The sequence below is a fragment of the Pseudomonas capeferrum genome (assembly GCF_000731675.1).
GTDB classification, from domain to species: domain Bacteria; phylum Pseudomonadota; class Gammaproteobacteria; order Pseudomonadales; family Pseudomonadaceae; genus Aquipseudomonas; species Aquipseudomonas capeferrum.
In genome coordinates this window covers 988,427-1,010,437 of sequence record NZ_JMIT01000002.1, presented here as the reverse complement: position 1 = coordinate 1,010,437, position 22,011 = coordinate 988,427, and the positions used below count along the sequence as shown (strand labels likewise).

27 protein-coding genes and 1 riboswitch are annotated in these 22,011 nt (G+C 62.8%); of the genes, 13 read left to right on the top strand and 14 right to left on the bottom strand.

Features of this window, described 5'->3' with window-relative positions; genetic code table 11:
- Window positions 1–29: 29 nt before the first annotated feature.
- The gene (locus PC358_RS17065) at window positions 30–548 is read left to right on the top strand and encodes an acyloxyacyl hydrolase (RefSeq protein WP_033701321.1); all 519 of its coding nucleotides are present in this window, start codon (window positions 30–32) and stop codon (window positions 546–548) included.
- Window positions 549–616: 68 nt separating this feature from the next.
- Here PC358_RS17065 and PC358_RS17060 read toward each other — a convergent pair whose 3' ends face one another.
- The 5 genes from PC358_RS17060 to PC358_RS17040 form a co-directional block, all read right to left on the bottom strand.
- Complete coding sequence (locus tag PC358_RS17060) at window positions 617–1,315, bottom strand: SDR family oxidoreductase (protein WP_077068627.1); 699 nt, start codon at window positions 1,313–1,315, stop codon at window positions 617–619.
- A gap of 11 nt (window positions 1,316–1,326) precedes the next feature.
- Window positions 1,327–2,754, bottom strand: coding sequence for a deoxyribodipyrimidine photo-lyase (gene phrB, locus PC358_RS17055; RefSeq protein ID WP_033701318.1), 1,428 nt, complete (start codon window positions 2,752–2,754; stop codon window positions 1,327–1,329).
- Window positions 2,745–3,644 carry a MerR family transcriptional regulator gene (locus PC358_RS17050; protein WP_033701317.1) on the bottom strand — a complete coding sequence of 300 codons (900 nt, stop codon included), beginning with the start codon at window positions 3,642–3,644 and terminating at the stop codon, window positions 2,745–2,747. Before PC358_RS17050 ends, phrB begins: the two co-directional genes overlap by 10 nt.
- Entirely contained in the window at window positions 3,634–4,602 is a 969-nt protein-coding gene (locus tag PC358_RS17045) for a YbgA family protein (RefSeq protein WP_033701316.1), read from the bottom strand. Before PC358_RS17045 ends, PC358_RS17050 begins: the two co-directional genes overlap by 11 nt.
- Before the next feature lie 106 nt (window positions 4,603–4,708).
- Complete coding sequence (locus tag PC358_RS17040) at window positions 4,709–5,695, bottom strand: NAD(P)/FAD-dependent oxidoreductase (protein ID WP_033701314.1); 987 nt, start codon at window positions 5,693–5,695, stop codon at window positions 4,709–4,711.
- A gap of 186 nt (window positions 5,696–5,881) precedes the next feature.
- Between PC358_RS17040 and PC358_RS17035 the strand changes: the two genes are divergently transcribed.
- Together PC358_RS17035 and hemH are read left to right on the top strand one after the other, a co-directional pair.
- Window positions 5,882–6,787 (top strand): TIGR01777 family oxidoreductase, encoded by a 906-nt coding sequence (locus tag PC358_RS17035; RefSeq protein ID WP_033701313.1) that lies wholly within the window; start codon window positions 5,882–5,884, stop codon window positions 6,785–6,787.
- A 13-nt stretch (window positions 6,788–6,800) separates the two neighbouring features.
- On the top strand, window positions 6,801–7,814 hold the full coding sequence (hemH, locus tag PC358_RS17030) for a ferrochelatase (protein WP_033701312.1): 1,014 nt from the start codon (window positions 6,801–6,803) through the stop codon (window positions 7,812–7,814).
- 51 nt (window positions 7,815–7,865) lie between these two features.
- On the opposite strand, the gene PC358_RS17025 is transcribed toward hemH, so the two are convergent.
- Complete coding sequence (locus PC358_RS17025) at window positions 7,866–9,131, bottom strand: uracil-xanthine permease family protein (protein ID WP_033701311.1); 1,266 nt, start codon at window positions 9,129–9,131, stop codon at window positions 7,866–7,868.
- Between the two features lie 2 nt (window positions 9,132–9,133).
- On the bottom strand, window positions 9,134–9,772 hold the full coding sequence (gene upp, locus PC358_RS17020; RefSeq protein ID WP_033701309.1) for a uracil phosphoribosyltransferase: 639 nt from the start codon (window positions 9,770–9,772) through the stop codon (window positions 9,134–9,136).
- 160 nt (window positions 9,773–9,932) lie between these two features.
- Between upp and PC358_RS17015 the strand changes: the two genes are divergently transcribed.
- The 4 genes from PC358_RS17015 to PC358_RS17000 all read left to right on the top strand — a co-directional run bounded on the left by PC358_RS17015 (window position 9,933) and on the right by PC358_RS17000 (window position 11,861).
- Entirely contained in the window at window positions 9,933–10,490 is a 558-nt protein-coding gene (locus PC358_RS17015) for a hypoxanthine-guanine phosphoribosyltransferase (RefSeq protein ID WP_033701308.1), read from the top strand.
- 2 nt (window positions 10,491–10,492) lie between these two features.
- A complete protein-coding gene (locus PC358_RS17010; RefSeq protein ID WP_033701307.1) occupies window positions 10,493–10,966 on the top strand; it encodes a WbuC family cupin fold metalloprotein in 474 nt (157 codons plus the stop codon).
- A gap of 65 nt (window positions 10,967–11,031) precedes the next feature.
- Window positions 11,032–11,502, top strand: coding sequence for a hypothetical protein (locus PC358_RS17005; protein ID WP_033701305.1), 471 nt, complete (start codon window positions 11,032–11,034; stop codon window positions 11,500–11,502).
- 68 nt (window positions 11,503–11,570) lie between these two features.
- Window positions 11,571–11,861, top strand: a complete 291-nt coding sequence (locus tag PC358_RS17000; RefSeq protein WP_033701304.1) for a PA4642 family protein — start codon at window positions 11,571–11,573, stop codon at window positions 11,859–11,861.
- A 63-nt stretch (window positions 11,862–11,924) separates the two neighbouring features.
- Here the strand turns inward: PC358_RS17000 and mqo are convergent, their stop codons facing one another.
- A complete protein-coding gene (gene mqo / locus PC358_RS16995) occupies window positions 11,925–13,430 on the bottom strand; it encodes a malate dehydrogenase (quinone) (protein WP_033701303.1) in 1,506 nt (501 codons plus the stop codon).
- A gap of 602 nt (window positions 13,431–14,032) precedes the next feature.
- Window positions 14,033–14,266 carry a hypothetical protein gene (locus PC358_RS16990; protein WP_033701301.1) on the bottom strand — a complete coding sequence of 78 codons (234 nt, stop codon included), beginning with the start codon at window positions 14,264–14,266 and terminating at the stop codon, window positions 14,033–14,035.
- 144 nt (window positions 14,267–14,410) lie between these two features.
- On the opposite strand from PC358_RS16990, the gene PC358_RS16985 reads away from it, so the two are divergent.
- Window positions 14,411–14,995, top strand: a complete 585-nt coding sequence (locus PC358_RS16985; RefSeq protein ID WP_033701300.1) for a YajG family lipoprotein — start codon at window positions 14,411–14,413, stop codon at window positions 14,993–14,995.
- A 67-nt stretch (window positions 14,996–15,062) separates the two neighbouring features.
- Here PC358_RS16985 and PC358_RS16980 read toward each other — a convergent pair whose 3' ends face one another.
- Entirely contained in the window at window positions 15,063–15,269 is a 207-nt protein-coding gene (locus PC358_RS16980) for a hypothetical protein (RefSeq protein WP_033701299.1), read from the bottom strand.
- Window positions 15,270–15,429: 160 nt separating this feature from the next.
- On the opposite strand from PC358_RS16980, the gene PC358_RS16975 reads away from it, so the two are divergent.
- Window positions 15,430–15,690: a hypothetical protein gene (locus PC358_RS16975; protein WP_033701298.1), complete on the top strand. Its 261-nt coding sequence runs from the start codon at window positions 15,430–15,432 to the stop codon at window positions 15,688–15,690.
- Between the two features lie 33 nt (window positions 15,691–15,723).
- On the opposite strand, the gene PC358_RS16970 is transcribed toward PC358_RS16975, so the two are convergent.
- Complete coding sequence (locus PC358_RS16970; protein WP_033701297.1) at window positions 15,724–16,893, bottom strand: 1-acyl-sn-glycerol-3-phosphate acyltransferase; 1,170 nt, start codon at window positions 16,891–16,893, stop codon at window positions 15,724–15,726.
- Window positions 16,894–17,015: 122 nt separating this feature from the next.
- On the opposite strand from PC358_RS16970, the gene PC358_RS16965 reads away from it, so the two are divergent.
- The 4 genes from PC358_RS16965 to PC358_RS16950 all read left to right on the top strand — a co-directional run bounded on the left by PC358_RS16965 (window position 17,016) and on the right by PC358_RS16950 (window position 19,010).
- Window positions 17,016–17,201 (top strand): CPXCG motif-containing cysteine-rich protein, encoded by a 186-nt coding sequence (locus tag PC358_RS16965; protein WP_033701296.1) that lies wholly within the window; start codon window positions 17,016–17,018, stop codon window positions 17,199–17,201.
- On the top strand, window positions 17,201–17,461 hold the full coding sequence (locus PC358_RS16960; RefSeq protein ID WP_033701294.1) for a putative signal transducing protein: 261 nt from the start codon (window positions 17,201–17,203) through the stop codon (window positions 17,459–17,461). Before PC358_RS16965 ends, PC358_RS16960 begins: the two co-directional genes overlap by 1 nt.
- Before the next feature lie 15 nt (window positions 17,462–17,476).
- Entirely contained in the window at window positions 17,477–18,097 is a 621-nt protein-coding gene (locus tag PC358_RS16955) for an SOS response-associated peptidase (protein ID WP_033701293.1), read from the top strand.
- Between the two features lie 97 nt (window positions 18,098–18,194).
- Window positions 18,195–19,010, top strand: coding sequence for a M48 family metallopeptidase (locus PC358_RS16950; protein ID WP_033701292.1), 816 nt, complete (start codon window positions 18,195–18,197; stop codon window positions 19,008–19,010).
- Between the two features lie 60 nt (window positions 19,011–19,070).
- Here the strand turns inward: PC358_RS16950 and PC358_RS16945 are convergent, their stop codons facing one another.
- From PC358_RS16945 to PC358_RS16935, 3 genes are all read right to left on the bottom strand, one after another.
- On the bottom strand, window positions 19,071–19,652 hold the full coding sequence (locus PC358_RS16945; RefSeq protein ID WP_177326489.1) for a TMEM165/GDT1 family protein: 582 nt from the start codon (window positions 19,650–19,652) through the stop codon (window positions 19,071–19,073).
- Between the two features lie 90 nt (window positions 19,653–19,742).
- A riboswitch (yybP-ykoY riboswitch) is annotated at window positions 19,743–19,884 on the bottom strand.
- Between the two features lie 39 nt (window positions 19,885–19,923).
- Window positions 19,924–20,922 (bottom strand): class I SAM-dependent methyltransferase, encoded by a 999-nt coding sequence (locus tag PC358_RS16940; RefSeq protein ID WP_033701289.1) that lies wholly within the window; start codon window positions 20,920–20,922, stop codon window positions 19,924–19,926.
- Window positions 20,923–20,976: 54 nt separating this feature from the next.
- Entirely contained in the window at window positions 20,977–21,942 is a 966-nt protein-coding gene (locus tag PC358_RS16935; protein WP_033701288.1) for a 2-hydroxyacid dehydrogenase, read from the bottom strand.
- Window positions 21,943–22,011: the final 69 nt, after the last annotated feature.

Below are 22,011 nucleotides of genomic sequence, written 5' to 3'. Positions count from 1 at the left end.
CAACAGCATCAGGAAGAAGGATGTTTCTTATGAGGAAACTGCTCGGCTTGGCGGCGGTTGCCGCCTTAACTTTGGGGCAAGTGGTGTCGGCGCAGGCTGCCGATGTTTCATTTTCGGTGGGGCAGACCGGTGACTCGACCATGGTCTATCGGCTGGGGTTGCAGTCGAACTGGGAGGCGAGCTGGTGGCAGACCAGCGTTGGTCGTCTCACCGGTTATTGGGATGGGGCTTACACCTATTGGCAGGGTGACGAGACGGCGAGCAACCACAGCTTGTCGTTTGCGCCAGTGTTCGTCTATGAGTTTGCCGGGGAATCGGTGAAGCCTTACATCGAGGCGGGCATCGGTGTCGCGGCCTTCTCCAGCACCGAGCTTGAAAGCAACGAGCTAGGCTCGGCGTTCCAGTTCGAGGACCGGATCGGTTTCGGCTTGCGCTTTGCCGGTGGGCATGAAATTGGCGTGCGCGCCATCCACTATTCCAACGCCGGTATCAAGCAGCCCAACGATGGTGTGGAAAGCTACAGCCTGCATTACCGTATGGCGTTGTAACCCACCTGCTTGGGCAGTGGGAGCGGGTGAGCCGCTCCCACTGCGGTAGCACCTTGCCAACCCTTGGGTCAGCGCGGCAGCGGCCACAAACTGCTAGGGTCCAGCGTCTCCAGCACCAGTTCAGGTTCTCGAAGCGGCAGTCGCCGCAGCAGTTCTTCGGCAGCGCTCTGCGCTGTCCACATCTCCGGCATAGCCTGCGCCGGTGTCACGGGGGTCTTCAATGATTGCGGCGCCACCACCGTCAGGCTGATCTGCAGTTGGTCCAGTACCTGGCGTTGCTCGCGAAACCACTGCGCGGTGCTGTTGAAACCGCTGGAAACCTGTGTGGGCGCAAACAGCTGCGAGGCTGAATAGCGATTGAGGATCGCCATTACCTGAGGCGCTTCACCCTTGGTCAGCAGCGGCAAGGCACTGGCCAGGCATTGTTCGCTGGCCAGCAGGTTGCTGGCGGCGATGGCCTCGAACAGCTCGGCATCAGGTATGGCGTCGGCCACATACTCACCGGTGCCGGCATTGATGATCAGGCAGTCCAGCGACCCCCAGTTGCCCAATAGCAGCTTGCTGGCTGCCTCGACCTGATCCAGCGCCTGCAACTGGCCCGGCAGGCGCAGCAATTGCGTGCCGTAGCGTTCGCCCAGCGTGTCCAGTGCTTCACACTCCCTGCCGCTTGCGGCTACCCGGTGCCCCTGTTCGAGCAACTGTTGTACCAATGCCAGCCCTAATCCATTAGTGGCCCCTGTCACCCAGACACTGCGAGCTCTATTCACGATACTGCCCCTTAATGCTGCCGACGCGGAAGGCCTTTGAAGGCTTCTAATGCGCGCTGGCGACTGCTGCCGAGATCGACTATTGGATTGTGATACGAATGGGTAGCAAAAAGATCCGCAGCCTTAACTGGCTGATGAATGGCTTTATCATCCAGCGCCTGCAGTTCCGGTACCCAGTGACGAATGAAGCGCCCCTGCGGATCGAAGCGCTGAGACTGCGAAACCGGGTTGAAGATGCGGAAATAGGGCACGGCGTCGGTGCCGGTAGATGCGCTCCACTGCCAGCCGCCGTTGTTGGCTGCCAGGTCGCCGTCTATCAGGTGACGCATGAAATGCCGCTCGCCTTTGCGCCAGTCGATCAGCAGGTTCTTGCTGAGGAACATGGCGACGATCATGCGCAGGCGGTTGTGCATCCAGCCGGTGTGCAGCAACTGGCGCATGGCGGCATCGATGATCGGAAAACCGGTGCGCCCCTGTTCCCAGGCCGCAAGGTCTTCAGGTGCATCACGCCAGGGCAGGGCTTCGGTCTGGGCACGGAAAGCACGGTGACGGGATACCTGTGGATATCCCACCAGGATGTGCTTGTAGAACTCCCGCCAAAGCAACTCGTTGACCCAGGTCTGGATGCCGGTGCTGCCGCTGTCGAACTCGCCACGGTTGCTGGCCAAGGCCCCGTGCAGGCATTGCCGGGGCGAAATCACCCCGGCGGCCAGGTAGGCGGAGAGCTCGCTGGTGCCAGGCTTGGCCGGGAGGTCGCGCTGGTGTTGGTAGTCTTCCACCCGCTCATCGAGAAAACGCGACAGCCGTGCTTGCGCTTCGGCTTCGCCCGCTGCCCAGCCATCGCGCAAGGTACGCGGTACTGGGTCGAAGCCCAGCACATGCTCAGGTAGCGGGTCGCTGGCGATCGCCAGAGGCGCCTGGGGCTTTAGCCGTGGGGCCAGCGCGGGGAGGCTGCGGTGCAGATGCTCCAGGCAGCTTTTCTTGAATTGGCTGAAGACCTGGAAGTAGTCACCACTGCGGGTAAGGAGGGTGCCAGGGCGGAAGAACAGCTGGTCGAGGTAGCTGTGCGCCTGCACGCCTGATTGCTCCAGCCGCGCCCGCACAGCCTGGTCGCGGCGCTGTTCGTTGATGCCGTACTCGTCGTTCCAGTGCACGCTATCTATCCGATGCTGATGGCATACTGCCATTATTGCATCTGATGCCTGATCCCACCTGTCAATTGAGCGGATCAGCAGCGGGATGTTGAGTGTGCCCAGTGCCTGGCGCAGCTCGCGCAGGTTGCGCAGCCAGAAGTCTACTTTGCAGGCGGCGTCGTCGTGAGCCTGCCATTGGCCGGGGCTGAGCAGCCACAGGGCGACGGTCGGGCCGCGCTCACAGGCGGCGCTCAAGGCGGTGTTGTCGTCGATGCGCAGGTCGCTGCGCAGCCAGATCAATTGCATGGTGCATTCATCTCTACAGGCCGGCGGTCATTGCCTTGAAGCAAACGCAATGCCGCCTGCGGGGTATCGAACAGGAGCAGGTCGGGGAGGTCGAGGGCGTTCAGTTGGGCTTCATGCAGGGCGAGCGTGGCGCCGCCCAGCAGTTTTGCCCCCGGCGTACCCTGCAGCGTGCGCTGCAAGGCCTTGATGTCGATGCGTGGCCCCAGGTGCAGTAACAGGGCGCGCGGTTGCAGCGCGGCGATGGCCCGTTGCAGTTGCGGGCCACCCACCGGCTGTTCAAGCACCTCGACAGGGATGCCGTTGCTGCTGAGCAGCCAGGCGCACAGCCACAGCTCAGGGTCGAAGACGCGTTCGCTGTCTTCGGCCAGCAGCACTGGCGCACCCGGTAGCAGCTGGTTGTCGTGATACACCCGGGCGCCGAGTTTGCTGCGCAGCCAGCTGTGGAAGAACACTTGCTCAAGCCGTGCATTGAAATAGTTGCGCCAGCGCAGGTCCAGGCTGTCGAGCAGGGGTAGCAGCAATTGCTCGCACAGGGTAATGGCGGGGTACAGCGCCATGGCCTGGTTGAGTTGCTGGTCAAGTGCCCGCTGCGAGAGGTTGGCGATAGCCTCGATCAACTGCGTCTGTCGCGCCTGCCAGTTGCTTTGTGGGGCGGTGCTGGCCGGTTTATCGAGCAGTTCGCGCACCTGCCCCACCGATGCGCCGCGCTGCAGCCAGGCCAGGATCGCTTCGACCCGTTCGACCTGCTCGTTGGAATACAAGCGATGCCCTTTTGCGGTGCGCTGTGGCTTGAGCAGGCCGTAACGGCGTTCCCAGGCCCGCAGGGTGACTGGGTTGACGCCGGTGCGGCGGGCGAGTTCGCCTATCGCTAGCAGGGCCTCAGACGGCATTGCGCAACCCTAGGCTTTCGGGGTGTGGCTGCAGGTAGGCCTGCTGCATCAGGTAAGGGTCGGGGTGCTTGCGCAGGTGGTGCTTGAGCAGCGTCAGCGGTACCACCAGCGGCACCACGCCCTGTTGGTACTGGCTGATGATGGCTTGCAGTTCGGCCTTGTCCTGCTGGGTCAGGGCGTCTTTGAAGTAACCGCTCAGGTGCTGCAGTACGTTGCAGTGCGTGCCACGGCTGGCGCAGCGGCGCAGGGCCTGCATCAGCTGGCTGAAATAGTGTGGGCCGACCTGCTGCGGGTCGTCATCACGGCTCATGCTGCCCAGTAGTCGCCCCAAGGTGCGGTAGGCATGGGGGTTGTTGGCCATCAGCAGGTACTTGTAGCGCGAGTGAAACCGCACCAGGGCACCGCGGCTCAAGCCTTCGGCCAGCAGGCGCTGCCAATCGGCATAGGCGTATACGCGGCTGATGAAGTTTTCGCGTAGCACTGCGTCATGCAGGCGGCCTTCCTCCTCCACCGGCAGATCCGGGCGAAGGTTGCAGAAGGCCTGGGCATACACACCACGTCCGCTATGCAACGCAGGGTGGCCGTTATCCTGGTAGACCTTGACCCGCTCCAACCCGCACGAAGGCGACTTCTGCATGAAGATATAGCCGCAGATATCGTCGAGCTCGCCGGCCATCTGCTCGCCATAGGTGCGCAGCGGGCCGGTGAGGTCCATGCCGGGGTTGCGGGTACCGACCACTTCCGGCTGCTCCGGGTCGCCTACCAGGCGAATAGGGTCGCGCGGTACACCGAGGCCGATAGCGACCTCGGGGCAAACCGGCAGCCATTCGAAGTGCGCTTCAAGTTGCGCGCGGCACAGGTCGGATGCCTTGTGCCCACCGTTGTAGCGCACACTGTGCCCGGTCAGGCAGGCGCTGATGGCGATGCGAGGCTTGCAGTGAGCGGAAGGGGATTGCATGGCTGTCTCCGGTAAACTTGTACGCGATATCTATTTTGTACAAGTTTATTCCAGCACAGCCTTGGCGTTATGCAAACTGATTTTTTTGTACAGGCTCAGCGCCCGTTCAGTCGAGATGCTCCAGCAGCCGGCGAGCGGCTTCCTGGCCACTCAGCCAAGCCCCCTCGACGCGGCCGGACAAACACCAGTCGCCGCAGGCGTACAGGCCTTGATCGGCATCGGCCAACGCGCCCCACTCATGGTGGCTGGTGGGGCGTGCATACAGCCAGCGGTGGGCGAGGGCGAAGGTGGGTGCCGGCACCACGCAGCCGACCAGTTCGGCGAATTCGCCCCATAACTGCTCGATCACCTCTTCCTTGGGCAGGTCGATATGCTGCCGGCTCCAGCTCGACGTGGCATGCAGCACCCAGGTGTCGAGATGCTCGTCACGCCCGGGCTTGCTGCGGTTGCGGGCCAGCCAGTCGAGCGGGTTGTCCTGCACGAAGCAACCTTGCATGGGGGTGTCCAGTGGCGTCTGGAAGCCCAGGGCGACGGCCCAGGTAGGCTCCATCTGCACGCCGGCCGCCACGGCAGCCAGTTTGGGCGTCGAGGCCAGTAACGGCGTTGCCTGCGGCGCAGGCACCGCGATCACCACGCGGCTGAATGGGCCGTGGCTGCAGCCTTCGGTGTCTTGCAGGTGCCAGTACTGCTTGCCGCGGAATACTTCAGCGATGCGGCAGCCAAAGTTGACCGTCACATCCTTGAGCATGCCGCGGGTGATGGCACTCATGCGCGGCACGCCTACCCAGCGAGTCTGCTCATCCGGGGAGGGTGTGAGTTCGCCGTCGCGGTAGTTGTACAGTTGCGGCTTCCATTGCTCGGCCCAACCCGCAGCCACCCATTGCTGGACCTGATCGACGAAACGCCGGTCACGGGCAGTGAAATACTGGGCGCCGAGGTCCAGCGCGCCAGCGTCGCTGCGCTTGCTGGCCATGCGCCCGCCACTGCCGTGGCCTTTGTCGAACAAATGCACGGATTGCCCGGCCTTTTGCAGCGCCTGGGCGGCGGACAGACCGGCGATACCGGCACCGATGATGGCAATAGGTACTGTCATGATGGCCTCTTCAAACCTTGCTGTGAGCAGACTACGCTGTCAGGCAAACCTGTACAATGCACAAATTTTGTATAAGGTTATTCCGCTTTATAGAGCAGGTTGGCCTATGTTTATCCGAGAGCGTCGGGTCAAAAAAGTGCCTTGTTCTAAAAATAGACCACTGCCGCATTCTGCGAGGACACAGCCATGCATATATTGCTGACAGGCGGCACCGGTTTGATAGGCCGGCACCTGTGCCAGCTCTGGCTCGGCCAGGGCCATCGCCTTACGGTTTGGAGCCGCCGGCCTGATCAGGTACCCAAACTGTGCGGTAGCCAGGTGCGCGGCATCGCCCGGCTTGAAGAACTGCAGGCGGATGATCAGTTGGATGCGGTCATCAACTTGGCCGGCGCGCCGATTGCCGATCGGCCTTGGACCGGCGCCCGGCGTAACCTGCTGTGGGCCAGCCGGGTCACCCTGACCGAGCAGTTGCTGGCTTGGCTGGGCAGCCGTGAGCAGCGCCCGGAGGTGCTGATCTCCGGGTCTGCGGTGGGCTGGTACGGGGATGGCGGTGAGCGCGAACTGACCGAGGTATCGCAGCCGGTACGCGAAGATTTTGCCAGCCAGTTGTGCATCGCCTGGGAAGAAACCGCCCAGCGTTCGCAGGCACAAGGCATCCGGGTGGTGCTGGTGCGAACGGGGCTGGTGCTGGCCAGCGATGGCGGCTTTTTGTCGCGCCTGCGCCTGCCCTTCAAACTGGGGCTGGGCGGGCCGTTGGGCGATGGCCGGCAGTGGATGCCGTGGGTCCATATAGACGACCAGGTCGCCCTGATTGATTTTCTCTTGCAGCACAAGGACGCCAGCGGTCCTTATAATGCCTGCGCCCCAGAGCCTGTGCGCAACCGCGAGTTCGCCAAGCGCCTGGGCCGGGCCATGCACCGGCCGGCCGTGCTGCCCGTGCCTGCGCTGTTGCTCAAGGCCGGCCTTGGCGAGCTGTCGACGCTGTTGCTCGGTGGCCAGCGGGCGCGCCCGGTGCGCTTGCTGGCGGCAGGGTTCACCTTCCGTTTCAATGATCTGCAATCGGCCCTGGACGACTTGTCCAGCCGCCTCTGACATAGGACGCTGCATGACTGAACACGCCCTGCTGCTGGTCAACCTGGGTTCCCCGGCCTCCACTTCGGTGGCCGATGTGCGCCGTTACCTCAACCAGTTCCTGATGGACCCGTACGTGATCGACCTGCCCTGGCCGGTGCGGCGCTTACTGGTGTCACTGATATTGATCAAGCGCCCGGAACAGTCGGCGCACGCCTACGCCTCCATTTGGTGGGAGGACGGTTCGCCACTGGTGGTGCTGACCCGCCGTCTGCAAGCCGCGATGGTCGAGCACTGGCCCCATGGCCCGGTGGAGATGGCCATGCGCTATGGCCAGCCGGCATTGCCCGAGGTGCTCGAGCGCCTGGCCGCCCAAGGCGTGCGCACGGTCACCCTGGCACCGCTTTATCCACAGTTTGCCGACAGTACGGTTACCACGGTGGTCGAGCAGGCGAAGCAGACCATCAGCGAACGCCAGCTGCCGCTGCAGATGCGTGTGCTGCAGCCGTTCTACGATCATCCCGACTACATCGACGCGCTGGTGGCCAGTGCCAGGCCCTATCTGGAGCAGGATTACGATCACCTTCTGCTGAGTTTCCATGGGCTGCCGGAGCGGCACCTGAAGAAGCTGGACCCCACCGGCAAGCATGATTTCCGAGCGGCCGATTGTTGCAAGGACGCCAGTGCCGAGGAGCGCGCAGTGTGCTATCGAGGGCAATGTCAGGCCACGGCCAAGGCGTTTGCGCAGAAAATGGGTATCCCGCACGGCAAGTGGTCGGTGTCGTTCCAGTCGCGGCTGGGGCGGGACAAGTGGATCGAACCCTACACCGAGAATCGCTTGGATGAGCTGGCTGCTGCGGGGGTGAAGAAGCTGCTGGTGATGTGCCCCGCGTTCGTTGCCGATTGCATCGAGACGCTGGAAGAGATTGGCGACCGCGGCAAGGAGCAGTTCATCGAGGCGGGGGGCGAGGAGTTGGTGCTGGTGCCGTGCCTGAATGATCACCCGGAGTGGGTGCGGGTGTTGGCGGGGATGTGCGAAAAGGCTTGAATGCAAAGGGCCGCATTGCGGCCCTTTGCGAGCGGTCTGGCAAGGCCGCTCTTACACATCCAGCTTCTTGTTCTTCCAGCCGTCATTGCCCGGCAGAATGAGGTTCAGGGCAATGGCCACTACGGCGCACAGGGAAATACCCTTGAGGCCCCAGTCGTCCGGGCCGTCACCGCTGCCGATCAAGACCCCGCCAATGCCGAACACCAGGGTCACCGAAACGATCACCAGGTTGCGCGCTTCGGCCAGGTCGATCTTGTGGCGAATCATGGTGTTCATGCCCACCGCCGCGATCGAACCGAACAGCAGGCACAGAATGCCGCCCATGACCGGTACCGGAATGCTCTGCAGCAGCGCGCCGAACTTGCCGATGAAGGCCAGGGTGATGGCAAAAATCGCCGCCCAGGTCATGATCTTCGGGTTGTAGTTCTTGGTCAGCATCACCGCGCCGGTCACTTCGGCGTAGGTGGTGTTGGGCGGGCCACCGAACAGGCCGGCAGCCGTGGTCGCCAGGCCATCACCCAGCAAGGTGCGATGCAGGCCGGGCTTTTTCAGGTAGTCGCGGCCGGTCACGCTGCCCACAGCGATCACCCCGCCGATGTGTTCGATCGCCGGCGCCAACGCCACCGGCACGATGAACAGGATGGCCTGCCAGTTGAACGCCGGCGCGGTGAAGTTGGGGATCTCCAGCCAAGGCGCGGCGGCAATCTTGGCGGTGTCGACCACACCGAAGGCGAACGCCAGGGCAAAGCCCACCAGCACGCCGGAGATGATCGGTACCAGGCGGAAGATGCCCTTGCCGAACACCGCGACGATCAAGGTGGTCAGCAGCGCCGGCATCGAGATCAGCATGGCGGTCTGGTAAGGCATCAGCGCAGCACCATCACCGCCCTTGCCCATGGCCATGTTGGCGGCGATCGGCGCCATGGCCAGGCCGATCGAGATGATCACCGGGCCAATTACCACGGGCGGCAGCATGCGGTCGATGAAACCGGTGCCTTTGATTTTGACCATCAGCCCCATGAAGGTGTAGACGAAGCCTGCGGCCATCACGCCGCCCATGGTCTCGGCCAGGCCGAACTGGCCCTTGGCAAGGATGATGGGGGTGATGAAGGCAAAGCTCGACGCCAGGAACACCGGTACCTGACGGCCGGTGACCAGTTGGAACAGCAGCGTGCCGATGCCAGCAGTGAACAGCGCGACGTTCGGGTCGAGGCCGGTGATCAGTGGCATCAGCACCAGCGCGCCAAATGCCACGAAGAGCATCTGCGCGCCCGAAACGACCTGGCGCCAGAGCGGGTCGTTGAAGCCGTCCTGCATGGTCAGGCGTCCTTTTGCTTGGTGCCGAAGATCTTGTCGCCGGCATCACCCAGGCCCGGCACGATGTAGCCGTGCTCGTTGAGGCGCTGGTCGATCGAGGCGGTGTAGATCTGTACGTCGGGGTGGGCTTTTTCCACCACGTCGATACCTTCCGGTGCTGCAACCAGGACCATGGCGCGGATTTCCTTGCAGCCAGCCTTTTTCAGCAGGTCGATGGTGGCGACCATCGAGGCGCCGGTGGCCAGCATCGGGTCGATGATCAAGGCCAGGCGCTGGTTGATATCCGGTGCGAGCTTTTCCAGGTAGGTGTGGGCTTCGAGGGTTTCCTCGTTGCGCGCGACGCCAACGGCACTGACCTTGGCACCCGGAATCAGGCTGAGCACGCCGTCGAGCATGCCGATACCGGCGCGCAGGATCGGCACCACGGTAATCTTCTTGCCGGCGATTTTTTCGACCTGCACCTTGCCGCACCAGCCGTCGATCTCGTAGGTTTCCAACGGCAGGTCTTGAGTGGCTTCATAGGTCAGGAGCGCGCCGACTTCCTGGGCGAGTTCGCGAAAATTCTTGGTGCTGATGTCGGCACGGCGCATGAGGCCGAGCTTGTGGCGGATCAGCGGATGGCGGATCTCACGAGTGGGCATAGGGGGGGCTCCGAAAGGCGGGCAAAAAAACCGCGCTAGATTAATCTATTCAACCTGTGCTGTCGTGTAGTCCTTTTGGACGTTAGTCCATAAATGCTTGATCTGTGACGAGCGGATGCGTACCTTTGCCCGCTTTTCCAAAATACCCCCGGAGAGCGCAATGTCCGCCGATCTCGAGCACATCCGTCAAGTCATGCGCGAAGCTGACTGTCTGTACAACGAAGCCGAAGTCGAAGCGGCCATCGCCAAGGTCGGCGAGCAGATCTGCAAAGACCTGCACGACAAGAACCCGGTGGTCTTCTGCGTGATGAATGGCGGCCTGATTTTCACCGGCAAGCTGCTGACTCACCTGCAGTTCCCGCTGGAAGCGTCGTACCTGCACGCCACCCGCTACCGCAACCAGACCAGCGGCGGTGAGCTGTTCTGGAAGGCCAAGCCTGAAGTCTCGTTCATCGACCGTGACGTGCTGATCGTCGACGACATCCTCGACGAAGGCCACACCCTCAGCGCCATCATCGAGTTCTGCAAGCATGCCGGCGCTCGCTCGGTGCACACCGCGGTGCTGATCGACAAGGACCATGACCGCAAGGCCAGCCCGGACCTCAAGGCCAACTACGTCGGCCTGCCGTGCGTCGATCGCTACATCTTCGGCTATGGCATGGATTACAAAGGCTACTGGCGCAACGCCAACGGCATCTTCGCCGTCAAGGGTCTGTGACCATGCGCCAGCCCGCGTTCATCGACCAATCGCTGTTCGCTGGGCTGGCGCAAAAGGCTGCCGCCAACCCTCGCGGGCGGCAGCACCACAATTTCCACGAGATGGAAGAGCCCTGCCACCGCATGGCGGTCGGGTTGCAGCCGAGCACGTACATCCCGCCGCATCGGCATCTGAATGACGACAAGGCCGAAGCACTGATCGTGCTCAAGGGGCGCCTGGGCCTGCTGATTTTCGATGAGCAGGGCGCGCTCATCGACAAGCGTGTGCTGCAGGCTGGCGGTGACTGCCTGGGCGTGGACCTGGCACCGGGTACCTACCATGGGTTGGTGGTGCTGGAGCCAGACAGCATCTTGTTCGAGTGCAAGGCCGGGCCGTACCGGCCGGTGGGCGAGGGCGAGCATGCGCACTGGGCGCCACGCGAAGGCCAAGCGGGCGTGGCCGAGTACCAGGCCTGGATGCGCGCGCAGTTCGATTGAGCGGCGGCTCCGGTACAGGCTGAACACAGCATGCTAGAGTGCCTGTTCATGCCAAGGAGCCTCACATGCGTGCGATTGTTCCCCTCCTGTTGGCGGTCAGCCTGCCGATCGGTGCAGCACCGCTGCACAGCCAGTTTCTGCCGCCCGATGACCTGTCGTTGCGCCAGGAAGCGCCGACTGGACAGCAACTGCTGCAGGTGACCGATTATTCGGTCGTAGTAGGTGCCCAGCGCCAGTCCGACCAGCAGCCGATCCCGATCACCGCCTCGTTGCAGATGCGCCTCAAGGGCAAGCCGCTGAGCAAGGGCGCCACCCTTGCCCAGGTGCTGTTGACCTTCGATGGCGAGCCCGGCAAAAGCTTGAAAAAACCGGTCTATGACGAAAAAACCCGCACCTTGAGCCTCAATTACCCGGTCAGCGATTACCGCGTGATCATGGACCTTTTGCGCAACGAGACGCTCTACGTGCAGTTTCTGACCTATGGCAACGGCCATATCTGGGCCGACCTGCACACCGGGACCGTACGTACGCGTTGAGGCGCGCGCCCTGCGGGGGGTAAACTGCCGGCCTTCGAAATTCCGTGATGGTCCAGTTGGAGTCGGCAATGCGTAAAGACAAGAAACAGGTAATCGGTGACGAAATCAGCGACGACTACATCAAGTCGTACCTTCAGTTCGAGCCGGCCGATGGCGTGACTTCGCCTTCTCAGCACAAGCTGATCAAGGCCTACCGCGGTCTGCGTATTGACGACTTCGAGCGTTTCGTCCGCTTCTTCGTCGAAGCTGGCCTGGACCTGGATGGCAAGGACGAGCACGGCAAGACCTTTGTCGAGGTAATCGCCGACCAGCGCGGTGCGCCGGAGTACATCGAGGTCATCGAGAAAGCTCGGGGCTGATGTGTAGCCTGTATCGCAGCCACAAAAAAACGCCCCGAGGGGCGTTTTTTCGTTTCAGCCAGCTCAGGCGTAATGCTGGGCCGGGCTGTCTTCTACCAGTTCCAGCGCCGCATCGTTGTCGGCACTGATCTTGCGGTACAGCGCAGCATCGGTTGCCAAGGTCTTCTCGCGAGCCGGGAAGATCTCCTTGAGCTTGGCAGCCCAGGCACCTTTGGCCTGCTCGGGGAAGCAGCGCTCGATCAGTTCGAGCATGATCGAAACGGTGACCGAAGCGCCCGGCGATGCGCCGAGCAGCGCCGCCAGGCTGCCGTCCTGAGCCGAGACCAGCTCGGTACCGAACTGCAGAATGCCGCCTTTTTTCGGGTCTTTCTTGATGATCTGCACGCGTTGGCCGGCCACTTCCAGGCGCCAGTCTTCGGCTTTAGCCTGCGGATAGAAGCGACGCAGGGATTCCAGGCGTTGCTCCATCGACTGCATCACTTCACTGACCAGGTACTTGGTCAGGTCCATGTTGTCGCGGGCTACGGCCAGCATTGGGCCGATGTTGCCCATGCGTACCGACAGCGGCAGGTCCATCAACGAGCCATGCTTGAGGAACTTGGTGGTAAAGCCGGCGTAAGGGCCGAACAGCAACGAGGTCTTGCCGTCCACCACGCGGGTATCCAGGTGCGGCACCGACATCGGTGGCGCGCCGACTGCGGCCTGGCTGTAGACCTTGGCCTGGTGCAGTTTGACGATTTCCGGGTTGTCGCACCGCAACCACTGGCCGCTGACCGGGAAGCCGCCGAAGCCTTTGCTCTCGGGGATGCCGGAAAGCTGCAGCAGCGGCAGGGCCGCGCCGCCGGCGCCGAGGAACACGAAGCGGGCATCGACTTCACGGCTGCCGCCGCTGTTGACGTCCTTGATGCTCACGGTCCAGCCGCTGCCGTTACGGCGCAGGCCGACGACTTTCTTGCTGTACTTGACCTGCGTGTCCGGGGTGTCGGCCAGCAGCTTGAGCATTTTGTTGGTCAGCGCGCCGAAGTTGACGTCGGTGCCTTTCGCCACGCGGGTGGCGGCGATGTGCTGGTCGGCCGGGCGGCCGGGCATCATCAGCGGCATCCAGTCCTTCATCACGGCCTTGTCTTCGGTGTATTCCATCTCGGTGAAGGCGTGATGCTGCTTGAGCAGCTCGAAGCGCTTCTTGAGGAAGGACACACCCTTTTCACCTTCGACGTAGCTCAGGTGCGGGACAGGGTTGATAAAAGCACGCGCCGAGCCGAAGTTGCTCTTCTTGCTCAGGTAGGCCCAGAACTGGCGCGAGACCTCGAACTGGGTGTTGATGTGCACGGCCTTCTTGATGTCGATGCTGCCATCGGCGGCCTGGGGCGTGTAGTTAAGCTCGCACAGGCCAGCGTGGCCGGTACCTGCGTTGTTCCAGGGGTTGGAGCTTTCCGCGGCCCCGGAGTCCATCGCCTCGACGACCTCAAGCTTCAGGGTCGGGTCGAGCTCCTTGAGCAGTACGGCCAGGGTGGCACTCATGATGCCCGCGCCTACCAGTACTACATCAACCGATTCGTTCTGCGCCATTTAACGCGTCTCCACAATCTACAGCTACCTAATTGACAGCATAGGACCTGGGTTTGCCAGGATCGCCATGTCCGACTTTTCGCAGTTCTTGCAACTTCCGCGGACACCGCCAATCAGTCTTCGGGTTCAGGTATTGAACCCCGTTTGCCACAGGTGCGGCAATTCGACTTATGGTCAAGGTGTCGTGCGTGCGTTATGGAGCGGCCTCAGATACTCATCCGGGATGAGCGCAGTTGCCGCCTGTTCAGGGCTGTTCGGGACACATCTGCTGCTTTTGCACATGCCAGACTGTTCATTTGCTCGCCACACTCTCGTGAAGTTGTGAAAAACCGTTTTTTCACGCTCTTTTGGAGACGTGAACCTCAAAAGGGGACTGCGCGATGGCAACCCACAGGTTCATGCAGTGCGAAGGGCCGGAAAAGCAGGCACGACAGCCGATGCAAGACCTGAGTGGAAGGCTCTCTGTGGGCGAAGCGGTGAAGGTGCCGGGGTCAAGCGGCAAATGCGGGGCCCGATCAGGAGACGTCCTTATAATCGGGGGGAGATTATAGCGATGTCGCGGGCAGAAAGGTCGTTATTCGTGGTTTTTATTGCAGCGTTTGTCAGGCCGGCAGGCTGCGTTGATGCCAACGGTTGTTTGCGCGCGCGCAAACCCGAGCGCTGGCGGGCAATTGGCGGCCCAGCCAGGCGAGTTGCACTTCGCTGACCTGCACCCAGCCACTGCCGCTTGGCGGCTGGCTACAGTGCTTGAACGCCAGGCATTTGCCGTCGGCGTCAAGGTGGGCATAGGGGCGGTGGCGCGGGCGTTGGAAGAGCAGGGTCCAGAGCGAGGCCATGGCGGTGAGTCCTTTGTGTTAGGGCTGGGCCAAGGATAACGGCAGGGGCATGAAACGATTGTGACAGCGCAGCCTTGGCGATGACTGGCCTGTGCGAGGCTGGGTATACTGTGCGCCTTAGCCGCATTTTCTGGAGAAACGCGCATGTTGCAACGTCTGTTGTTCGGTTTGATCGCCGTGGCCAGCCTCAGCCTGGTCGGATGTGCCCACAGCCCGCAACAACTCAGCCCGCAACCCAAGCTCACCGCCCAGCTCGCACCTGTCGGCCAGGGTCAGCCGGTGGTGGTCAAGGTGGTTGATGGTCGGGCTTCGCAGTCCCTGGGCACTCGCGGTGGCATGTACCCCGAGACCAGCACCATCAGCGTCAGTGGCAATGATGTGCTGCCCAAGTTGCAGGCCCAGGCCGAAGCCGCTGTACGCCTGCTCGGTTTCACCCCGACGCCGAACGCTAACAATGCGCCGCAACTGACCGTGACCCTGGCCGAGCTGAAATACCAGTCGCCCAAGGACAACCTGTACGTGACCGAGGCCACCATCGGCGCCACTTTCCGTGCCGACGTGGCCAACGCCAACCGCCGCTACAGCGGCCGTTACGGCGCTTCGCTGGATCAGCGCTTCGGCATGGCGCCGAACCAGGAAACCAACACCAAGCTGGTCAGTGATGTGCTGAGCGACGCCCTGACCCGCCTGTTCAAAGACCCGACCATCGGGCAGGTGCTGGCCGAGTAAGCGTTCAGTTGCCTTACAAAAAACCCGCTGCCTGGCAGCGGGTTTTTTGTGGGTGGCTGCGGGGGCTTCAGGCCGCCTGGATGTGGAAATCCAGCACGCTGAAACCGGTGGCAACATCCACCTCTGGCAAGTCTTCATGAGCATGCCCTCCCAATGCGCAATAGACCAGCCACTGCCGGTCTTGCACATTGATGGCGAAACCGTCGATCAACGCCTGTTGTTCGTCGCTCTGGGCAACGAGATAGAGGCGGTCCTGGTTTTCGGCGTGCAGCATGAACAAGCTCCGGATCGGGGAAAGGCCGACAGGGTGGCCTGTTCTGATGACGAGCATGTGACAGATGAAATTTAGTGACACTTTGTCGCCCAGGCCGGGCGCCTGGGTCGGACTTGGGTAGAATGCCGGCCTTCGTTGTCGTTCAAACCGAGGATGCGTGATGTCGTTGCAAGTGCTCTGGGGGTTTCTGGCCGCCCATCCCACCAAGCTGATCAACCTGCTGGCATTGCTGATGACCTGCCCAGGCGGCCTGCTGCTGCACAGCGCACGGCGCCGCGAGGCGGTCACGCGTGAAAGCCTGGCAATGGATGAAGGGGTGATGGATGCGTTTGACCTGAGGGTGCCGCGTTACTTCTATATTCTCGGTTTTTCGTGCCTGGCCCTGGCGCTGTTGTTGTCCTGGTTCAGTACCTGGGTCTGAAAACCTGGGGCCGCAGAGCAGCCCCAGAGTTGATCAGGCGACCGGTGCCTGCTGCCTGACCTGATACTGGTTGCGCACCGGCGTCGCATACTGCAACACCAGGTACGGCCGCTGCTCCTCGGGGCATGCCTCCAGGCGCCGCTGCCATTCTTCCTTGGCCCGCGCCAACTCTTCGGCCGGGAACACCTTCTCGGCACTCGGCACCTGCAGTGCCTCATCCTTTTCGTCCCACATTGCGTAGGCCAGGTAGTGCACCGGGAACAGCCGGTAGCCGCCGAGGATCTGCCGGTCGATTTCGGCTGCCAACTGCTTGGTGTCTTCGAAGTATTCGGTCACCGGCGCTGCAAAGTTGATGTGCACACGACCTTTGTAGCCAGTGATGCCTTTGGCGATGCTGTTGTCGTCTTCGCCCGGCGCCTTCTTGTAGGTGCCAGTGGTGGCGCGGATGTACAGCTCACGGGCTTTGGCCTGGTCGCAGGGGTCGTACTCGTAGCTGATCGACACCGGCGTCAGGTTAAGGCTCTGGATGACCGCGCCGAACGGTTCGTCCTTGCGGCTCATGTGGAACATCTTGAGGATCGCCGAGTCGGTGCGGTCGTCACCATCCTTGGCACGGCCTTCGGCCTGGGCGATCCAGATCGACGCAGTATCGTTGCGGATCGAGTGGTTGATGTAGGCCGAAAGCAGTTGGTAAGCCGCCAGCTTTTCGCGACGACCGCTGAGCGAGCGGTGCACGATGAAGCTCTTGTTCAGGCGCATCATGTCGCTGACGAAGGGCTTTTGCAGCAGGTTGTCACCGATGGCGATGCGTGGGGTCGGCAGGCCGGCGTGGTACACGGCGTAGTTGACGAAGGCCGGGTCCATGACGATGTCGCGGTGGTTGGCCAGGAACAGGTACGCGGTGCCGGCCTTGAGCTGCTCGACGCCCGAGTAGGTGACGCCATCGGTGGCGCGTTCGATGGTTTGATCGACGTAGTACTCGACTTTGTCCTGCAAGGTCGAGACGCAGGTGACGCCGGCGAACTCCTTGCGTAGGCGACGGGCGATTAGCGGCTTGAGCAGCCATCCGAGGGGGCCAGCCGCACGCGGGAAGCGGAAGTGGGTGAGGATATCGAGGAATGCCGGGTCGCTGAGCAGGCGTGCCAGCACGGCAGGGACCTCAGCGTCGTCGTACGGTCGGATGGCATCGAATTCGCCCATCATGCTCTCTTGTTGGAAACGGCTAGGGTAATAAGGTAGGGACGGGGTCCGAAAAACGGCTCGAACACACGCAGGCCCTGTAATCAGACCGGCAATTATACGCATAAGTCACCGCGGAGGCCGCGATGCTGGAAACCGACTTCTATGATTGCCCTTATTGTGGCGAACGTGTGGAAACCACTGTCGATATTTCCGGTGGCGACCAGCGCTACACCGAGGATTGCCAAGTGTGTTGCCAGCCTGTGGTGTTCATTTTGCAGGTGCACGGTGACGAATGGATGCTTGAGGTCAGACGCGAGGACGATGCCTGATGCAGCGAATCTACGAGCCGGAGAGTTTGCTGGAGGCCGAAATGCTGATGGGCATGCTGGCCAGTGAAGGTGTCTCGGTACATTTGATTGGGCGCGACCTGGTCGGTGCTGCCGGTGAGCTACCGATGCAGGGCTTGCTGGCGCTGGCGGTGCCCGACGAGCAGGCCGAATACGCACGGCAGCTGATCGATGCGTACAATGCTGCCCAGCCACTGGTTGGCGACGAACCGGAGAGCTATCCCGGTACCTTGATCTGCTAGGTTCAGAATTCGCTCATGTGTGGACGTTACGCCCTGTTTCGCTGGCCCCAGGCCCTTGCCAGTCTGCCGGGCTTTCCGGCCGGCCAGCCGGCCCAATGGAATATCTCGCCGGGGGCTTCTGTGCTGATTCAGCGCCAGCTCGACGGCCAGCAGCAACTGGCCAAGGCGCGCTGGGGGCTGACCCCGGCCTGGCTCACCGACCTTTCCCGTACGCCTGCCCATGCCCGCGCCGAAACCCTTGCCGAGCAACCGATGTTCCGCGAGGCGTTTCGCCAGCGCCGTTGCCTGATGCCGGCCAATGGCTTCTATGAGTGGCGCGGTAATGTGCGCAAACGCCCGTACTGGCTGACGCCAGGGGAGGGGGCTTCGCTGTATTTCGCAGCGGTGTGGGAGGCGTATCCGGTACAGGACCAAGTCTGGTTGAGTTGCGCGGTGGTGACCCAGGCGGCCATGAACCAGCGCCGGCCTTTGATTCTGGATGAGGCGGGGCGAGCGGCCTGGCTGGACCCTGATACGCCGATGGCGCGGTTGCATGAATTGCTGGCCAGCCCGCCGGCCACGTTGCGTGAGCGGGCGTTGGCACACTTCGTCAATGACCCGAAGCTCGATGCGCCAGAGTGCCTGACCCCGGCCTGATGCGCTGGCTGCAGTGCCGGTAAAATTCTTCCCTGCGGCTATGGCGGGCCTGGGCGACTAGGCCTAGGATACGCCGCATGTAAAAGGGAGTGTTTTCATGCGTAAGTCATTTGTTGTCAGTCTGTTGAGCGCCGGTATCCTGCTGGCAGGCTGCCAGTCGGTAAATACGACCAGCGGCGGGGCCGTCGGTGTCGAGCGCAAGCAATACATGTTCAGCATGCTCTCGACCGATGAGGTCAACCAGATGTACGCCCAGTCCTACCAGCAGACCCTCGGTGAGGCGTCGAACAAAGGCGTGCTGGACAAGTCCAGCGCCGACGCCAAGCGCGTGCAGGTCATCGCTGACCGGCTGATCGCCCAGGCGCCGATCTTTCGTCCGGATGCTGCCCAGTGGAAGTGGGAAGTCAACGTGATCAAGAGCGATGAGCTCAATGCCAACTGCGGGCCTGGCGGCAAGATCATCGTTTACACCGGCCTGATCGACCAGCTCAAGCTGACCGATGCCGAGATTGCAGCGGTGGTCGGCCACGAGATCGCCCACGCCTTGCGTGAGCACAGCCGCGAAGCGATGTCCAAGGCCTATGGTGTGGAAATGGCCCGCCAAGGCGCGGGCGCCCTCTTCGGACTGGGCCAGAGCAGCATGGCCTTGGCCGATACCGTGGTGAACTACGCCATGACCCTGCCCAACAGCCGTTCCAACGAGAACGAAGCGGACCTGATCGGCCTGGAGCTGTCGGCGCGTGCCGGTTACGACCCGAATGCCGCGATCACCTTGTGGAACAAGATGAGCAAGGCTTCCGAAGGCGCGCCGCCTGAGTTCATGAGCACTCACCCGGCGTCCGAGAGCCGTATCGCCTCGTTGCAGGCAGCCATTCCGAAGGTGATGCCGTTGTATCAGGCGGCCAAGAAGTAAGCATTCCCATGGGGGCCGCTTTGCGGCCCTTTTGCAACGCAAAGCGCCCCCAGCTTTGTGTTACCCCACCCAGCCACTGGCTTTCATCGCCGAATAAACGGCCACGACCGCCAGCACGATGAACGCGGTAGCCGCCAGGCGACGAATCAGCGTCAACGGCAGTTTATCCGCCGCAAAGTTACCCGCCAGTACCACCGGCACGTTGGCAATCAGCATGCCCAGGGTGGTGCCGATGATGACCATGATCAGGTGTGGGTACTGTGCTGCAAGCATCACCGTGGCCACTTGGGTCTTGTCGCCGATCTCGGCCAGGAAGAACGCAATCAGTGTGGTCAGGAAAGGGCCGAAGCGGCGCGCGGGGTTTTCATCGTCATCCATCTTGTCCGGCACCAGCGTCCACAGTGCAGTGGCGGTGAAGCTGGCGGCCAGGATCCAGTGCAGCGCCGAGTCGCTGAAGAACCCGCCGACCCACGCACCCACGGCGCCTGCGGCGGCATGGTTGGCCAGGGTGGCGGCGATTATACCGGCGATGATCGGCCAAGGCTTGCGAAAGCGGGCAGCGAGGATGAGCGCGAGCAGTTGCGTCTTGTCGCCGATTTCGGCGAGGGCAACGATGGCGGTGGGGACCAGCAGGGATTCCAGCATCAGGTTTCCTACGGGGGCGGGTCGACACGGCTATGACACGTACAGCCTTCCCGCCCCGGGTAAGGTGTGCGTGTCATAGGTCTTGTCAAACCGCGGATCCGTCTGTGCGGATCTCTCTATGCAGGCGCTGCATAGCGGGTCGCACGCGCCATGGCCTGTGGGCCAAGTATGTTGACGCGTGCCGGGCGAGCTGGGTGCTCGCGGGAGACTACTCCCCTAGGACGGTGCGGATTCTGCCTAGCCGAATCGGTTTCGGCAAGCGCTGTTTTTAACCGCGTGTTGCCTGGTAGATACGAAAACCGTCGGCCTCGGCGCGTACCTGGCAGTTGCCCAGTGCCCCTTCGATCAGCGGCTGGTAGCGCAGGAAGCTGTTCGCCACCAGGCGCATTTCGCCACCTTTTCGCAGATGAACGCTGGATTTTTTCAGCAAGTTCTCCGACGCCTGGTAGTTGGTGTGGACCCCGGTATGAAACGGCGGGTTGCTCAGGATCAGGCTCAAGTCGGTGGGGGCCGCGTCGATGCCATCGCCGCTGATCACTTCACCTTCCAGGCCGTTGGCGGCCAACGTCAGGCGACTGGCAGCCACGGCGAAGGCGTCGACGTCCAGCAAGGTCAGCCGGCTTTGCGGATAGCGGCGTTTCACCGTGGCACCCAGCACGCCGGCACCGCAACCGAAGTCCAGTACATGCCCGCACGGTAGGCCATCGAGGTGCTTGAGCAACAGTGCGGTACCGCGATCGAGGCGGCCATGGCTGAACACGCCCGGCAGGCTGACCACCTGCAGTGGGCCGTCTTCGAGGTCGAGCTCGAAGCGCTCGGCCAGGCTTTGCAGCGGCGTGGCCGCTGGCGCCTGGTTGACGGTCACTTGCCACAACTGGCAATGCCGGGCGCTGTCGAGCTTGCGCGGTTTGCCAAAGGCCTGCAGTTGCTTCGCCGCGCCTTCGATACCCCCGCGTTTCTCCCCGACCAGGTACAAATCGCGCCCGGCCAGGCGCGACGCCAGGGCGTTGAGCAGGTAGGCGGCCAGCTCACGGGACTTGGGCAGAAACAGCACGGCGCTGTCGAAGGCCACCGGGGGCGGTTCGACACCGTAGTGGCTGCGGCCGGCAAAGCGCCCTTCGAGCATGGCCTGGTCGCCGGCATGCCAGGTCCAGCCATGGGCCATGGGCAGGTGGCCGAGCAGATCGTCGGCGGGCGCACCGGCGATCAGCAGCGGGCCCTGGAACAGGTCCGCCTGGCGGAGCAACACTTCACTGCGCGGGTCCATGGACGACGCCTCCTGGAAAAAAGTCGCGCAGTGTAGCAGAGGCTAACGCTGCGCTCAGCTGACCACGCGGCGTGGCTGACCGGCGAAGTAGGCCTGGGCATTCTCGCTGAGCTGGCCGACGATGCGCTGGCGCGACTCCACTGCACCCCAGGCACTGTGCGGGGTGATGATCAGCCGGGGGATATCGCCTGCCAGCAGCGGGTTGCCATTGACCGGCGGCTCGACGCTGAGCACGTCGGTGGCGGCGCCACCGAGGTGGCCCTGGCGCAGGGCGTCGGCCAGTGCCTGCTCGTCGATCAGTCCGCCCCGGGCGGTGTTGACCACCAGGGCACCGGGCTTGAGCAGGGCCAGCTCGTCGGCCCCGATCATGTGCCGGGTATGCTCGTTCAGTGGGCAGTGCAGGGTCAGCGCGTCGACTTGCGGCAGCAGGTCTTGCAGCGGCATGCGGTCGGCGCGCTCCGGGCGGCCGGGGATCTGCCCGCTCAACACGCGCATGCCAAAGGCTTCCGCCAGGCGTGCCACCGCGCCGCCCAGCTCGCCATGGCCGAGCAGGCCAAGGGTCTTGCCCTCCAGCTCGACGATGGGGAAGTCCAGCAGGCAGAACTGGTTGGCCTTGGCCCATTGGCCGTCAGCCACCGCCTGGTTGTAGTCGCACAGGCGCGTGGCCAGGGCCAGCAGCAGGGCGAGGGTGTGCTGGGCCACCGACGGCGTGCCATAACCCTGGCAGTTGCACACCGTGATGCCTTGGGCGCGGGCCGCTGCCAGGTCGACATTGTTGGTGCCGGTGGCGGCCACCAGGATCAGCTTGAGCTGCGGGTTGGCCGCTAGGGCTGCGGCATCGAGCATGACCTTGTTGCTGATCACCGCGACGGCGCCCTGCAGGCGTTCGGCGACCTGCTCCGGGCGGGTGGCGGCAAACAGCTCGAACGCCTCGAACTGCGATTGCAAGGGCGACAGGTCAAGGTCACCCAGGTCCAGGGACTGGTGATCGAGGAACACGGCGCGACGCGGGCTGGGCATGGGGTTCTCCGGTGGCGGGGCGGGAAATGGGGCATGGGTTTCGGTGCAAAGCCCGAAAGGGTTAGCCGC

Coding starts and splice junctions, on each gene's coding strand:
- PC358_RS17065 (WP_033701321.1), top strand. CDS start 30: ATGAGGAAACTGCTCGGCTTGGCGGCGGTTGCCGCCTTAACTTTGGGG.
- phrB (WP_033701318.1), bottom strand. CDS start 2,754: ATGCAATTGATCTGGCTGCGCAGCGACCTGCGCATCGACGACAACACC.
- PC358_RS17050 (WP_033701317.1), bottom strand. CDS start 3,644: ATGCCGTCTGAGGCCCTGCTAGCGATAGGCGAACTCGCCCGCCGCACC.
- PC358_RS17045 (WP_033701316.1), bottom strand. CDS start 4,602: ATGCAATCCCCTTCCGCTCACTGCAAGCCTCGCATCGCCATCAGCGCC.
- PC358_RS17040 (WP_033701314.1), bottom strand. CDS start 5,695: ATGACAGTACCTATTGCCATCATCGGTGCCGGTATCGCCGGTCTGTCC.
- PC358_RS17035 (WP_033701313.1), top strand. CDS start 5,882: ATGCATATATTGCTGACAGGCGGCACCGGTTTGATAGGCCGGCACCTG.
- hemH (WP_033701312.1), top strand. CDS start 6,801: ATGACTGAACACGCCCTGCTGCTGGTCAACCTGGGTTCCCCGGCCTCC.
- PC358_RS17025 (WP_033701311.1), bottom strand. CDS start 9,131: ATGCAGGACGGCTTCAACGACCCGCTCTGGCGCCAGGTCGTTTCGGGC.
- upp (WP_033701309.1), bottom strand. CDS start 9,772: ATGCCCACTCGTGAGATCCGCCATCCGCTGATCCGCCACAAGCTCGGC.
- PC358_RS17015 (WP_033701308.1), top strand. CDS start 9,933: ATGTCCGCCGATCTCGAGCACATCCGTCAAGTCATGCGCGAAGCTGAC.
- PC358_RS17010 (WP_033701307.1), top strand. CDS start 10,493: ATGCGCCAGCCCGCGTTCATCGACCAATCGCTGTTCGCTGGGCTGGCG.
- PC358_RS17005 (WP_033701305.1), top strand. CDS start 11,032: ATGCGTGCGATTGTTCCCCTCCTGTTGGCGGTCAGCCTGCCGATCGGT.
- PC358_RS17000 (WP_033701304.1), top strand. CDS start 11,571: ATGCGTAAAGACAAGAAACAGGTAATCGGTGACGAAATCAGCGACGAC.
- mqo (WP_033701303.1), bottom strand. CDS start 13,430: ATGGCGCAGAACGAATCGGTTGATGTAGTACTGGTAGGCGCGGGCATC.
- PC358_RS16990 (WP_033701301.1), bottom strand. CDS start 14,266: ATGGCCTCGCTCTGGACCCTGCTCTTCCAACGCCCGCGCCACCGCCCC.
- PC358_RS16985 (WP_033701300.1), top strand. CDS start 14,411: ATGTTGCAACGTCTGTTGTTCGGTTTGATCGCCGTGGCCAGCCTCAGC.
- PC358_RS16980 (WP_033701299.1), bottom strand. CDS start 15,269: ATGCTGCACGCCGAAAACCAGGACCGCCTCTATCTCGTTGCCCAGAGC.
- PC358_RS16975 (WP_033701298.1), top strand. CDS start 15,430: ATGTCGTTGCAAGTGCTCTGGGGGTTTCTGGCCGCCCATCCCACCAAG.
- PC358_RS16970 (WP_033701297.1), bottom strand. CDS start 16,893: ATGATGGGCGAATTCGATGCCATCCGACCGTACGACGACGCTGAGGTC.
- PC358_RS16965 (WP_033701296.1), top strand. CDS start 17,016: ATGCTGGAAACCGACTTCTATGATTGCCCTTATTGTGGCGAACGTGTG.
- PC358_RS16960 (WP_033701294.1), top strand. CDS start 17,201: ATGCAGCGAATCTACGAGCCGGAGAGTTTGCTGGAGGCCGAAATGCTG.
- PC358_RS16955 (WP_033701293.1), top strand. CDS start 17,477: ATGTGTGGACGTTACGCCCTGTTTCGCTGGCCCCAGGCCCTTGCCAGT.
- PC358_RS16950 (WP_033701292.1), top strand. CDS start 18,195: ATGCGTAAGTCATTTGTTGTCAGTCTGTTGAGCGCCGGTATCCTGCTG.
- PC358_RS16940 (WP_033701289.1), bottom strand. CDS start 20,922: ATGGACCCGCGCAGTGAAGTGTTGCTCCGCCAGGCGGACCTGTTCCAG.
- PC358_RS16935 (WP_033701288.1), bottom strand. CDS start 21,942: ATGCCCAGCCCGCGTCGCGCCGTGTTCCTCGATCACCAGTCCCTGGAC.